The sequence below is a fragment of the Achromobacter sp. AONIH1 genome (assembly GCF_002902905.1).
GTDB lineage: Bacteria > Pseudomonadota > Gammaproteobacteria > Burkholderiales > Burkholderiaceae_B > Achromobacter.
Genome location: NZ_CP026124.1, coordinates 2,633,519 through 2,647,269, shown reverse-complemented (window position 1 = coordinate 2,647,269; position 13,751 = coordinate 2,633,519). Strand labels below are relative to the sequence as shown.

General features: G+C 62.0%; 8 protein-coding genes. 2 read left to right on the top strand and 6 right to left on the bottom strand.

Features of this window, described 5'->3' with window-relative positions:
• Positions 1–149 precede the first annotated feature (149 nt).
• Both C2U31_RS12055 and C2U31_RS12050 read left to right on the top strand, forming a co-directional pair.
• Positions 150–980 carry a hypothetical protein gene (locus C2U31_RS12055; RefSeq protein WP_103273000.1) on the top strand — a complete coding sequence of 277 codons (831 nt, stop codon included), beginning with the start codon at positions 150–152 and terminating at the stop codon, positions 978–980.
• Between the two features lie 128 nt (positions 981–1,108).
• Positions 1,109–2,809: a hypothetical protein gene (locus C2U31_RS12050; RefSeq protein ID WP_103272999.1), complete on the top strand. Its 1,701-nt coding sequence runs from the start codon at positions 1,109–1,111 to the stop codon at positions 2,807–2,809.
• Positions 2,810–2,870: 61 nt separating this feature from the next.
• Here the strand turns inward: C2U31_RS12050 and C2U31_RS12045 are convergent, their stop codons facing one another.
• The 6 genes from C2U31_RS12045 to C2U31_RS12020 all read right to left on the bottom strand — a co-directional run bounded on the left by C2U31_RS12045 (position 2,871) and on the right by C2U31_RS12020 (position 13,750).
• Positions 2,871–3,872 carry a tripartite tricarboxylate transporter substrate binding protein gene (locus C2U31_RS12045; protein ID WP_103272998.1) on the bottom strand — a complete coding sequence of 334 codons (1,002 nt, stop codon included), beginning with the start codon at positions 3,870–3,872 and terminating at the stop codon, positions 2,871–2,873.
• A gap of 231 nt (positions 3,873–4,103) precedes the next feature.
• Positions 4,104–5,732, bottom strand: a complete 1,629-nt coding sequence (locus C2U31_RS12040; protein ID WP_103272997.1) for a thiamine pyrophosphate-binding protein — start codon at positions 5,730–5,732, stop codon at positions 4,104–4,106.
• 241 nt (positions 5,733–5,973) lie between these two features.
• The gene (locus C2U31_RS12035; RefSeq protein ID WP_233772743.1) at positions 5,974–6,306 is read right to left on the bottom strand and encodes a hypothetical protein; all 333 of its coding nucleotides are present in this window, start codon (positions 6,304–6,306) and stop codon (positions 5,974–5,976) included.
• Between the two features lie 543 nt (positions 6,307–6,849).
• Positions 6,850–8,100, bottom strand: a complete 1,251-nt coding sequence (locus C2U31_RS12030) for an IS256 family transposase (RefSeq protein ID WP_103272996.1) — start codon at positions 8,098–8,100, stop codon at positions 6,850–6,852.
• Positions 8,101–8,251: 151 nt separating this feature from the next.
• Entirely contained in the window at positions 8,252–12,046 is a 3,795-nt protein-coding gene (locus C2U31_RS12025; protein WP_158658360.1) for a hypothetical protein, read from the bottom strand.
• Between the two features lie 93 nt (positions 12,047–12,139).
• The gene (locus tag C2U31_RS12020) at positions 12,140–13,750 is read right to left on the bottom strand and encodes a hypothetical protein (RefSeq protein WP_103272994.1); all 1,611 of its coding nucleotides are present in this window, start codon (positions 13,748–13,750) and stop codon (positions 12,140–12,142) included.
• Position 13,751: the final 1 nt, after the last annotated feature.

The following is a 13,751-nucleotide window of genomic DNA, read 5'->3' as shown; positions in this document are numbered from 1 at the left end:
GTTGCGACGACGCCGCGCCCAGCGCAGGGGATCATTACTGGCGATCAGCGAAATCGTGTAAGACTCCGCTCACCATTCAAGCGGCATTGCGCTTGCCGCATCCGCCCCGCCCCTCTGGGACATAGACACACTCAAGCCCATCCCAAGACATGCAAAACGAAACAACCGACAAGAACGCGGAAAACTCCGGAAAGAAAAGCTGGCTTCGCCTGATTCCCATTCCATTCACCGTCTTCCTGACGGCGATGTTCTACCTGCAGGGCAAGGCGTATCACGCCGGCTATCTGGCGTATTTTCACCTCGACAACACACAGATGAGCATCTCCACGTCGGATGCGATGTGGCTTGCCTATCGCGCCTGGGGCAATGGCGCCGCCCATATCCTGCTGACCTCCGGCGATTGGTTTCTCGACATACTCATGTCGATGCTCTTGCCAGCGACGATCGGCTGCGTGATGCTCATCCTCCTCCTGGCGATCGAAAAACTCCGTAGGAAGGCCGCCAAGCCTCGCGTCTCGGCCACCGCGATCCCGTTTAAAGACCTCAGTCTGCCACGCCAGATTGCCTATATCGCGGCCGGGCTTGCTGGCTATGTCCTCGCGATCCCCGGTTCGATCCTCGTGATCGCGCTTCTCGTCGCTTGCAGCCTGATCGTGCTGGTTGAGCCGTTTGGAGTCATAGGCAAACGCGACGCACAGGATTATTGCCAGGAGGTTCCACTGGCCGCACTGCCCACGATTCCCCATCTTCCCGGTTTTGACCCGAACCAAGGGGTCATCCATCAACTCTGGTGCAACACCGACACCTGCGCCGTCTTGCAGGCGGGCGCAGCGTCCGCCGTGCCCAAATCGGCCATTGCCAGAACAATCAGCCCGCCGCTGTCGCAACGCCTGCCCGGCAAGCCGGATACCCCGCATCCCACCATGTGCTCGCCGGAGTCCGCGCCTGCGGACAACAAGCCGGAAGACGGAGGCAAGTAGCCCAAGGCGGCCAGATCGCGCGGCCATGCATGCGGTACGATTCCTGGCCGCTATCGCCCTGTCCGCCAGCCACCTTTCCGGCGACGCAGGCATCCTCCGTGAACTCACCAGAAAAGTGGAACCCCGGCATGGACCTGAACGCAAGCAGGAACGCCCTGACCCAGTTTCTTGAAAACGGCAAAGGCCAGGTGCTCGGCCTGAGTGGACGCTGGGGCGCGGGCAAGACGCATCTATGGCTTTCCCTGCGTGACACGCTGCCCGCCGCGAAGACCGCCCTGTACGCCTCCTGCTTCGGCCTGAAATCGCCGGACGAGATCGGCCGCGCGCTGTTGCAGGACGCCGCCAGCAACGCCTCCAAGTACGGCGAAGCCGGCGGCAAGGTCATCAAGGAAACCGGCAAAAAACTCACCGACGCGCTGCGCAACATCCCCTTCATCGGCGAGGCCGCCGACGCACTGCTGGCGACCGGCGCGCTGGCCGAATCCGTCATCACCGGCATGCTGGTGCGCGAGCGCATCATCGTGGTGGACGACCTGGAACGCCGCGACGCCGCGCTGTCGCTGGAGACGCTGTTCGGCTATGTGGACGCGCTCAAGGGCAAGGGCTGCACCGTGCTGCTGATCTACAACGAGGAAGAACTGAGCGCCAACCAGGGCAAGGAATGGCGCGCCGTGCGGGAGAAATGCCTGGACGCGGAGATCAACCTGCGGCCCACGCCGGCCGATGCCTGCGGATTGGGCTTGTCGCCTGCTTGCCCGGACCGCGAGCCTATCGTCGCCACGGCCGAGGCCGCCGGTCTGACCAACATCCGCATCATCCAGCGCATCGAGCGACTGACCGATGCGTTCAGGAAGGCGATTCCCGGCCGTGAGCCGCAACAGCCCCTGCCCGAATACATCCTGCGCAGCCTGGTCTTCCTGGCCGTCCTGCACTACGAGAACCGCTTTCCTGACAAACAGGTGGAGACCTTCCTGGAAGACTGGACCCGGGTCTGCGCCGATCAGCTGGGCAACACGCTGCCCGGCGACGCCGCCCTGCTGGCCGTGCGATGCAGCGTCATCAGCGACACCGAACTGCTGTCCCTGCTGTCGGACTTCGTGCGGCATCACCCGCTCGACGCGGCCCGCGTGACGGCCAGGATGCAGGCGCGAGATGAGCGGGCGCTGCACGCGACCGCCCAGATGGCCGCGCTGGACTATGTGGACCGCGCGCTCTACGACCCGGACGCCACCGACCAGACCTTCCAGCGCATGGTCCGCGACTGGGGCGCGAACGGCTGGCAAGCCCTGGCCCCGCAGATGGCCAGCACCATCATCCGCGACCTGGAACGGCGCGGCGGCCAGGACTGGGCGTCGCACATGGCCGAGGCCTGGGGTCGGCATTGGCGCAAGGCTTCGAAAGAATATGTGCAGGAAAGCGTCCTGCAAGGGTTGGCCGACCCCATCGCGCAGGCGATCCGGGAGGTCAACGAATCACGCCGCCCCATGCAGACCGTCATGGACGCGGTCGAGCAGATCGAGGCCGATCCGCCGTCGGCCTCGGAAGCGCTCATGCCCTTCCTGCAGAACATCTCGTCCGTGCAATTACGCAAGGCCATCGAGAGCTATGCGTTCGACGAGCTGAAGCGCTTCCTGACGTTCTACAGCGAGCGCCTGCCCGGAATGGAAGCAGACCACGACCGCTACAAACTGGCATGGAGCAAGTTCAAGAGCGCCGCCAACGCCATCATCGTGGCGAACCGCAAGCCTCGTTTGTCGGACATCCTGCTGCGCCATATCCGCATGCGCGACCCGGACTTCGAGCCCGCAGCGGACGAACACAGCGCCTAGCCCGGACAGGGCGTCCGGCGGCGCAAGGCAGCGCCTGACGCCCTTGCATCGACACGCGCCGCTAATTCACCTGCAACCCCGCCTTCGCCACCAGCTCCTCATAGATCGCGCTCCCGTCCCGCACATACCGCTCGGTGTCCTCCGGCGACAGCACATGCGGGATCCCGCCAAAATTTTCATTCCCCGCGATCCACTTCGGATCCCGCGCGATCTGCTTGAGCGCCGCCGCCCATCGCCGCACCGCCTCGGGCGCCATCTTCGGCGGCCCGAACAGCCCGCTCCAGCCGATCACCGCTTCCATCTGCGGCAGGCCCAGCTCGCGCGCCGTGGGAATGTCCGGAAACTGCGCCAGCCGCTCGGGCGTGGTCGTCAGCAGCGGACGCAGCTTGCCACCGGTCAGCAGGCCCGTCATGGAACTGAGGTTGTTGCACGCGAAATCCACGTCCCGGCTCAACACCGCCAGCGCCACCTCGTTGCCCCCCTTGTACGGCACGCTGACCACCGCGTCCGGCTTCAGGCCCAGCGTGCTGAGCAGCAGCTGCGGCGCCAGGTTCTGCACCGTGGCCGGGCCGGAGTGGCTGTAGTTCAGTTTGCCGGGCTTGGCCTTCACCGCCTTCGCCAGATCGTCCAGCGTCTCGTAGCCGCTGTCCGGATGCACCACGCAGACCACCGGGTTCAGCTCCAGCAACCCGATGTACGTGAAATCCCCCGCCGTGTAAGGCGTGGTCTTGGGCTGCAAGGCCGGCAGCAGCACCTGCGACCCGATCCGTCCCAGCAGCAGCGTGTAGCCATCGGGCGCGGCCTGCTTCACGGCGGCCGAGCCGATCGCGCCGTTGGCGCCCGCCTTGTTGACCACGACCACGGGCTGCCCCAGCAGCCCCTGCGCCGCGGCGGCCAGGTTGCGCGCCGCCATGTCGGCGTCGCCGCCCGCGCTGAAAGGAACGATGAGCTGTATCGGCTTGGCGGGATAAGCCTGGGCGGCGGCCAGCCCGGTACAGGCGCCCCATACACAAATCGCGGCGCGAGCAAAGGCAGCCGGCCGAAGGCCGGAGAGGCTGATCATGGGAAGTCTCCTGTCGAGCGGGGGAACGAAACTACGCGATGAAACGACGTGGCAACGGAACGGTGGGACTGCGTGGCGCGGCGAGGCTGCGTTGTGAAGCGGGACTGACAGTGCGCAGGCGCTGCGCTGAACGATGGGACTGCTAAACGAGACCGGACTGCGGCCGGCGTGATGCCCGCGGCTTACGCCTGCTGGTTCATCCCCATGCGGGCATGCGTCACGGACGGCGGATCAATGCCCGCCGGCGGACGGACCAGACGCGTTGAACACAGGCGCGGCCTCTCCCGCCATCGAGACATTGATGCATGCCGGCAAACCGCTGTCCGCCGCCCTCGCCAGCGCCGCGCCCAGGCTCTGCGCATCGTCCGCCGCGAAACCCGCCCCGCCCAAGGCCGACGCCACCTCGTCATACCTGGCCGTCGGCGACAGCTCGCAGCCGATCAACCGTTGCGGGCCATAACTGCGCAGCTGAATCAGATGCTCCGCGTTCCAGCGCAGGTCATTGCCGATCACCGCGATGAACGGCGCCTGCTCGCGCACCGCCGTGTCCAGCTCCATCAGGTGAAAACCCGCCGTGCCATCCCCCATCAGGACCAGCACCGTCGCCCCGGGCCGCGCGATCTTGGCCGCGATGGCGTAGCACACGCCCGCGCCGATGGCCCCCGACATGCCGTTGATGATGCGCACCGGCGCGCTGCAATAGGCCTGCGCCCACTGCCCGAACTCGCCGCCATCGCAGACCACCACGGGATCCGGCGCGGACGCCAGAAACGCCTGCACCGTCTCGCACAAGACGCGCGGTCCCAACGCCGCGCCCGCCGACGTGGCAGGCTCCGGCTTGCCGCGATAACGCAGCGCCTCATCTACCCGCGCCCGCCACGCCGCGCGCGCCGCCAACGGCTGCGCCGCCCGCAAGGCGGACAAGGCCGCGATGGCATCGCCCTGCACCGCCAGCGCTAGCCGCTCGCCCAACAAACGCTGCGCGCGTTCCAGCATCGCGGCATCCGGGTCGATCACCACGACCCGCGCCTGCCCGCCCAACGCCGCCGCGCCGCCAAAGCCCAAAGTGAAGTCCAGGCACTTGCCCGCCAGCACGATCAGATCCGCATCGGGAATGACCGCCGCCAGCGCACCCAGCGAAGGATCCTTCAGGCCGCGCGGACTTTCCATGGGGATGACGCGCAGGTCCTGCGCCTCCTCCAGCTGCCGGCAGGCGGCGCGCGCATGCCAGCGCGCGGCGCCCGGGCCGGCCAGCACCAGCGGACGCTGCGCCGCGTGCAGCAGTGCGGCCAGCCGGTCCAGCGCGCCCGTGGCGAACGGCGCGATCGGCTGCAGCGCTGCCGGCGGCAGTTCCTGCAAACCTGTCTCGGCCGTCAACAGATCGAACGGCAGCGCCAGATGCACCGGGCCACGCCTGGGCGCCAGCGCCTGCCCCACCGCGCGGTCCAGCGCGGGATGCAGTTCCGCCACGCTCATCGGACGCAGCGACAGCTTCGTCATCGCACGCGTGATTGCGACCTGGTCCAGCTCCTGGAACGCGCCCTTGCCGTCTTCCGCCACGGACGAATCGCCGGAGATCAGCAGCACGGGGCTTTCCGCTTGCAACGCCGAATACAGCGGCGCCAGCCCATTGGTCAGGCCCGGCCCCGCCGTCAGCATCGCCACGCCCAGCTCGCCGGTCATCTGCGCCCAGGCATCCGCCATGTACACCGCCGCCGCCTCGTGCCGCACGTGGACGATGCGGATGCCCGAGTCGATACAGGCGTCGTACAGCGGCATGATCTGGTTGCCAGACAGGCTGAAGATGGTCCTGACGCCCAGGCGATGCAGCGTACGGATGATCAACTGGGATCCAAGCACCTGAGTCTCCTGTAGCGTCGCCCGGGACATGGCCGAGCGCGGTTTGGCGGGGATGGGGAGCGGCCAGTGTAATGAGCAATGGCGCGGGTTTGGTTGGGGAATTTTGAAGCTAGGGGGTGGGCGTGGAAATGGAACGGGCCGCCTTGGGGGTGGCGGCCCGGGGTGTGCTGCGTTGCCTTGACGGGAGGCGGTTGTTGCGGCCTGTGGGTTGATTGGCCGGTTGATTTGTTGGGTTATGGACTTATTGGATTACCGGCGGCGCGTCGTGTGTTTCTGTGCAATGCGCCAGCGCCAGACCGGATTCGCGGGCCTGGTCCAGCATGGATTCGGTCAGCGTGCCGATGTGGTCGCACAGGCTTTCGACGCCGCCCAGCAGGGTGGCTACGGTCCAGGCGTCCAAAGGTTGCGAGCCGGTGGCGTCGGGTTCGGATGCGCTGTTGCCGACCATGCGGGCGATGGTTTCGATGGCGTAGCGGGTGCGGTCCAGGTGTTGGAGATGGGAGAGCGCGACCAGGCCGTGTTCGGGGTCGGTGTCCAGGGACCAGGGGTTTTGGGTTAGGGGGTGAGGGGTCATGGGAGCCTTGGGTGAGATTGGGTTGGTTCTCACGCCCCTGGGCAAGACGAGGTTGGAAGATCGGAATCACCGGGCCAGCGGGGGCTGGCTTGGCCTCGCCTTGGGCTTGCCTTCTTTTGGAAGATGGTTTGCTGGGGCGTGTGAATGCCGGGGATCCGTCTTGGGGACGGCGGTTCACTTGGTGAGATTTCCGGCTTCCAGACCGGGCTACCGTTGGTGCGGTAGTGGAGGGAATATATGGGGAAATGGGCTTCTTTCGTTGAAGGATTTCAACTTATGGGATGAATCCAGGACCGAATTACAGAAGCGATTCATATCCAATGACAGTTTTCGACCCTAAGCGGCCGTCAGCCTTGCCAATACCGGCCATTTGCGGTGCGATTAAACGTTGGAGTTGACCGGCGCTCAGTGGCATTGCCCCACATGGCGCAAGCTCACGTACGCGACACGTGGGGCAATGCCGCCGAGAGTCCGAGTCGAACGACGGGTTAGGGAGCACTTTCGGGAGTGTCAGAAATTCCGTGTTCAAGGCGGGCTTAGGAATTACACAGAAGGCCTGATGAACCGTTCCTGATAGAGGATAGCGAATTGGTTCATGGCCTGCTTCCAATCGCGAGCCGGCCGTCCCCAATCTGCGGTGATATTGCGCAAGGCCAGCCAGATCAGCTTTGTTGCCGCATCGTCGGACGGGAAATGGCCTCGCGTCTTGATGATCTTGCGCAACTGGGCATTGATGCTCTCGATGGCGTTGGTCGTATAAATCACTCGGCGCACCTCTGGCGGAAATGCGAAGAAGGGAATCACGCGATCCCAGGCGCTGCGCCACGCGGCGCGGATCGTAGGGAATTTCTGCCCCCAGGGGCCTTCGGAGAAGGCATCAAGCTCAGCCTCGGCTGTCTCGGCGCTCGTGGCGGTATAGATCGGCCGAATGGCTGCGGCAAGCGCCTTGCGGTCCTTCCAAGTCGCATAATCCAGGCTGTTGCGGATCAGATGCACGATGCAGGTTTGCAGCGTGGTCGCGGGAAAGACAGCGGCCAGGGCCTCGGGCATGCCCTTCAAGCCATCGTTCACGGCGATCAGGATATCGCCCACGCCTCGGGTCTTCAGATCATTGAAGACCTTCATCCAGAACTTGGCGCCTTCGGTGCCCTCGATCCAAAGGCCAAGAATATCGCGTGAACCATCGGGCAACACACCCAGCGCCAGGTAGATGGCCTTGTTGCGTACGACCGCATCCTGGCGGATCTTGACCCGCAGCGCGTCAAAGAAGACGACCGGGTACATCGGTTCCAGAGGCCGAGACTGCCAGGCAGTGACCTCGGCCATGACCTCATCGGTCACTGAACTGATGAACTCCGGTGAGACCTCGGTGGCATATTGCTCCAGCAGAAATCCCTGGATCTCGCGCACCGTCATGCCTCGGGCGTACATGGCGACGATCTTGTCGTCAAAACCTGTGAAACGCCGTTCGTGCTTGGGGATAAGCAGCGGCGCGAAGCTGCCGTCGCGGTCGCGCGGCACCTCGATACGCACAGGGCCTTCCTCGGTGAGCACCGTCTTGGCGCCCTTGCCATTGCGCTGGTTGGCGACATCGGCCGGCTTGGCCGCACCGCTCGGATAGCCTAGATGATGGTTCATCTCACCTGCGAGCGCTCGTTCGATCAAGGCCTTCTTGAAGGCCAGAGAGGCGGCGTTGATGGCTTCGGCCGTCATCGGGCCGTTACCGAACGACTCCAACAACTCACGGGGAATAGCCGGCAGATCCGCCAGCTTGGACTTCGGGGTGCGAGGCATACATGCTCCTTGGACGTATGTTATGCCTTGAACACGAAATTAATGACAGGCCCGCACTTTCCGCTGAGATTACCGCGTACTCGAGCCGATACCTTCCATGATTCTCGCCCTCAGGCGCGCGGACATGCTACAAGTCCTCAATTCACCTTGCCTAGTGCTTCTCTGTTCTCATCCCATTGGTTACCCAGGCATCCAAGGCGTCCACTCGGATGAACTTGGTGGGAACCTCATACGGCGGGTGCACCATCCAATAGTGAAGCTCGCGGCTGACATAAACCTCCACGTCTCTGGGAGGCACTTGCGCGGGCTTGGGCCACTTTAAGAGGGCAAACATCCTGTCTCGATTCTGGGCCAGGAACTCTCGACGGCCGCGAATTCGACTGTACTGGCCATCTCTGTCCACGTCGCTCACGCCGAACATGCGGTCTCGCAGCCGCCGCGAGTCCTTTATTGAGTGCGTCGTCTGGTTGTACTTGCATTCCGCATAGAGGACCGTGTTCGTGGCCGGCCAGTAGGCGAGGACGTCGTAGTCCCCGACGTCTGCGAATCCATCCTTGCGAAACCGACGGAAGAAATCCACGCCGCCTTCAACGTACGGGGTGTGGCGCTTGAGGATCTCCACGGCTCGGTCCTCGAGCGCATCCTCAATGGATTTCTTGATGGACTTGACGACTGCCTGGACGTTTGGCCACCGGAAGTCGGCTGGGAGAACGCCGTCTCGAACGGCTGACAGCCATATGAGCTGAGACCGACTAGCATGCTCGGCTCCCCAGACGACCTGCTTGCCGACAGGGGCAAGAGGCCGGATGGCATAGCGATGAAGACGCTTGCTGTGCTCCCAGAACGGGATATCGCTCTCGTCGATTGCCTTGCCGGGCAGGCGCCTGATGTCGGGTCCCGAAAGCGTCAGGAACGACACGATTGCGGCAGCCTCGGCCAGCGTGATTCCCTCAAAGCCCTGCACGATGGCATGAGCAAGGTGGTCCGGCTCTCCAAGATAGAACAACGCCAAGTCGTCCGCCAAGCCATGGCGCACCGGCTGGGTAAACACCGCCAGGGCCTGCAGGAGCTTCTGCAGCTCGAACCCCACGTCAGCCCGGAATGCCTTCTGGAGCTCTTCACTCACCAGAAGCTCCGCGGCTGCGCCCTCCACGGCGTCGGCATTCTTGATGCCCTCGCCTAGCCTGATTCTCGCTAACTCGTGCGCGTACTCTTCCTCTTGCTCCTGCCAAGTCTCAGAGTAGAAGACCTCGGGGACGAACTGGTCGTCGATGTCTACGCCGCCTACGTCAACCTGGTTGTGCAACACGTCGCTGGCTCCCGCAAGAACCATGTACCAGTCAACCAATCCAATGAGTTCTCGCAGGAGCTGCGGCGTGATTCGCTCCTGGCCACTCGTGGTGGAGTTGACTGACTTCTCCAACAGGTACCGGTAGTTGCGAGCGGTGTGTTCGAACTCCTTCCGAGCCTCGGAGAGAGCTTCCAAGCGGTCGTAGTCGACTTGGTGGACGCGGCTCTGATGCACTCGGGTCTCGCGGATGCGCCTGGCAAGAAGTAAGCCGTCGTGCTGCTCGACACAGGCCATGGCCAGCATCTCCCTATCCAGGGATGCAAGCCGCTTTTCGAGGTGAAGGCGAAAGCGTTCTCGAGCCGCGTCGATGCGAACCTTTGCCTCGTGCAGCTCGTAGCGACCAGGCTCGAGCCCACTTTCCTTCATCACGACGGCCAGTGCCTTGCGCGCGAGCTTGTACTCCGTTGGCGTTGGAATGACTGGGTCAGCAAAGTCGGGCACGTCTATCGTCCGCTCCACCATCTGCAGATGGTACCGTGCGGGTCTCGCCGCGAGGGCCGCCAGTCGGGTTGCAAGATTCTGCGGGGCAGGGATGCCGAGTGACGCTGTGCAGGCGGAAAATGCCTCTTGAAGGCAGCGGGTCTCGAAGGCTGCGTTCCGCGCCCCGTTCAGGCCAGCCTGTATGGCGGTTGCATGCAGTCTCAGTTCAACGCGTGCTGGGTTCGCCACGCTTCCGGTGGCAGACAGCACTATTTTCTCGAAGGTCTCCAGAGGCGCCGGAAACTGCTCTCGGTCAACTCGACCCTGATCGGCGACGCGGCAGGCGAAGACCAGCTGTTGTCGTTGAAATAGCGCTTCCGATTGGAAGTCGCCTGCGCACTCATGAAGCGTGTCGATAACCATCTGCGCGAACATGTCCGCCATCTTGACGTCTTCGACCTCCAGCCCGGGCTCCACCGTCACCGTTGTTTGGACGGTGCAGGAGCCGACCTGGGTGGAGTACGCCATCGCAGCATGGTGACGCGAGCGAAGTTCAACGACCCCCTTGGCGGTGCGCTTCACGTGCCATCCAGGCGACCCGTCCGGGAAGCGCGGCGGCGCCGACGCCCAGAACTCGGTCAGGCTACGGAAGCGCCACCCGCTGCCCCAATGCGGATCTAGGGTAATCATCATCGGGTTGATGGCTCCCTCTACGAGCACCCCGTGCGTGTCCTTGAACGTCCCGAAGAGGTCAGCAAGCGCGCGGGAGAAGGGCGACAGCGTTGCCCGCTGTGTGTCCGCAAAGCTCCAGAACTGCTCAAGCTCCTGCATGTCCTCGAGGCCATCGAAGATGCTGACGAAGTCAGCCAAGGGTATGACCCTCGTGGGCCGCTTGGGCGCCTCAAGCATGTTGAAACCAGTACCAGACTGCGTCAGGACGATAACTATCTGCACATCGTCAGCCCCGGGGCCGCCCTGCTCACCTCGGCCGAAAGTTAGACCCCGCCCATCGTCATTTCGCAGGTTCAGGACACCGCCGCTGCGAAGAGCTGCATAGACCGCGGAAGCCGCGGCGCCGGCAGCCTCAAGTGACCGATGGTCGCAGGTGCAGAACAGATGTACCTTTGAGCCTCCGGTGTTGGTGCAGCTGACCGTCAGGGCTGAGAATTCTTGTCGGCTGACCATTAGCTTCATCGGGCCGACGATCACATGTCGCAGTCGGGCGGCGATATAACGGCCGACTGCCTTGTGAGTTTGCGCGGTGATGCCTAGCGCCCCAACTTCAGCCCAGTGATCGATGATGACCCCCGGTCCACTCCGCAACGAGACTGGAACCCACGTTTCGCCTTGCGCTACGCCCAGGCACGGCAGGGCTCCGCCCGTGAGGACAGCGTCCCCAAACGCCGCCCAAGTCAGTGGCGCCTTGTATGCGCCCATGGAAGTGACCAGCTTGGCGCTTGCGTTGGCTCGCCATTTGGCGACCCGAGCGCCTGTACTAAGGAGCGCCGCACGGCACGAAGCCCAGAAATCCTCGGGCGGCACCTCCACGTGACCGTGATCAGGCTCCGGGAATGCAGCGTCGGCCGGGCTCGGAACTGCCCCAATCAGGTCAGCGTGCAGAGCGACAGCAAAGTCCATGTCGGCCAGTGCTGCCTGGTTGCCGGCATGCGTGATGCGGAATGCCTGCACAAAATCCGGAAGCCGCTCGACGCAGCTGCCGTAGAACATCGGCACGTAGCTATCGCCAAGGGGGACGCGAACTCGGCCCCAATCTGCTTCGATGGGGCAGTCCTCTAGCGTCGGGAACTCCGGCCAAGCCGCGTAGAGCTCCGCCAGAAAGCGGGCGAAGTCTTCGTGAGTCTGGATTGACTGCGCGTCGTTCGAGTCGCTCTGAAGACCCAGGAGCACTGCCCAGGCTAACAGGTGCTTGACAGGGCTAGCCACATTCGGCGGCCAAAGGTCTGATACGGCCACTGCTACAGCGGCATCTAAGCGCACGTATTTGCGCAGTACCGCCTCTACAGCCACTACGTCACGCTGGAAGTGCAGGTCGGCCTCCTCCTGTTGCTCTGATCTACCGTGGAACTCCTGCATCTGTTTGAGCAGCGACGTCGCCGCATTCCTCGCGTCAGCGCGCTCCCGACGTTCACGCTTCTCTCGCGACTTCTTTCCCATACATCCCTTGCGTCTTGCTTTAAGTTCCGCAGCACCGAAGACGAGGAAGTTTCTCCTAGCCTCCACAATTTAGTTTGACGGCTGTTTTCGTTATCAGCCCGACAGATACTCGAGTACTGCGGCAACCGCTGCATTGCGCATTCGACGCGCACGCACGTCTCCAACGTAATTTGCCTCTTTAAGCTTCTCCTCTGTTGCATTCAAAACGTCGCGCACAGTATTCAGCCCGAGCTCCGCCAATTTTTCTATCTGCCATGCTGTCAAATCCAGTACAGTGGCGGGCCTGTCCAGTTGAACATTGAGCGCCAATTCCATGCCGTCGTTAGTGATCAGCGCCGCTTGGTCAGTCAGCTTTTTATACAACGGAAAATTCGACCCGTATTCGGTCATCCTCTTTGGAGTCAATTGCTTTGCAATTTCAAAAGCCGAATTCGTTGGAGATGCCTCAAGTGCGAAAAGACACCCTAAATTAATCACGTAACGCTTTCCAATTTCGGCCCGGCTTGCCTTGATGCCGGTCGCATGCTCCACCACGATTCCAGTATAGGCAAGGACTCGCAATGCCTCTTTTACCAGTTCTGGTGCATCTCTATTAATCCAAAAGAAAGCCGACGTGGCTTTATCGGAAGCCAAATACTGATCATTCTTCGCTTTAATATCTGGAAGCACCTGGGTTTCAATAAACTCTCTACCCCAATCAATTAGAGCTTTGTGCCCCAGATATTTTTCGGATAGTGTAGAGTGTTCGGCCCATATATCTGTTCGATAAAACTCCCTAATTATCTCGTTTACTTGTTGAGAATTCATTTTCGGACAATGAGCGATCGTCTTCAACAATAGACGAGGATTACCATTCGCAGCGTACGCCAGAGTGGCAAAATTCTTTCCATACTGCGCAATTTGGGCGAGAAGATTGCTATCCGCCTGCTTTTGGACGATTTCCCGCATATTCTCTACATAGTCATCCGCGAGGATATCGCGATCAATGGTGAGCATCGTCGCGTCGTGAACCGGTTGAAAAGTCTCACCGAACGTCGTTACGCCTGGATAGACCGCAGCATTGCAAGTAATGCAGTGCGATCGCAGATCTCTAAACATCGTAAAGAATTGCCGCTGTTGTTCCGGCAAAAATATGTGCGCGGCCTCATCGAAGAGAAGGGCAAACCGAGAGATTTTGATTTCCTCGGCCAGATCTTCTAACGCTTCCTTGAAGTCATCGATGCTAGGAAGATCGTCTGCTTCCACCGGGATTTTCGGCGTTTTCCAAGAGGCTTCGTACGCGTCAGCAATTTCCTCAATCTTCGTGCGCCCAATCGATGTCGTCACCGCTCCACCAGCTAGCAGCCTTATTGTCTTGGGCATGCCACCGAGCAAGCCGGCTTTTGCCAAGCCTCTCATTACCGACGAGCAAATTCTTGCAAGCATCCAATGTTTGAACTGGTCTGGATCGGACGACTGCAGCAAGGAACTTCTGACGAAGCTGATGTAGATCGGGAACACGCGATCCGTCTCGAACGCATCCATGAGCTCCTTTTGTGCCACTCGAAGCAAGAATGACTTGCCGACGCCTCGACTCCCTACCAAAACAACAGGATTTCGATTTTTTAGCTCGTCAACGATCTGACGGTCTTTCGAGGTTTCAACAAAATAGTCAAGCACCTCTTCCGGCCGGATATCCTCAGTTCGAAAGAAAAAGTCTACCATG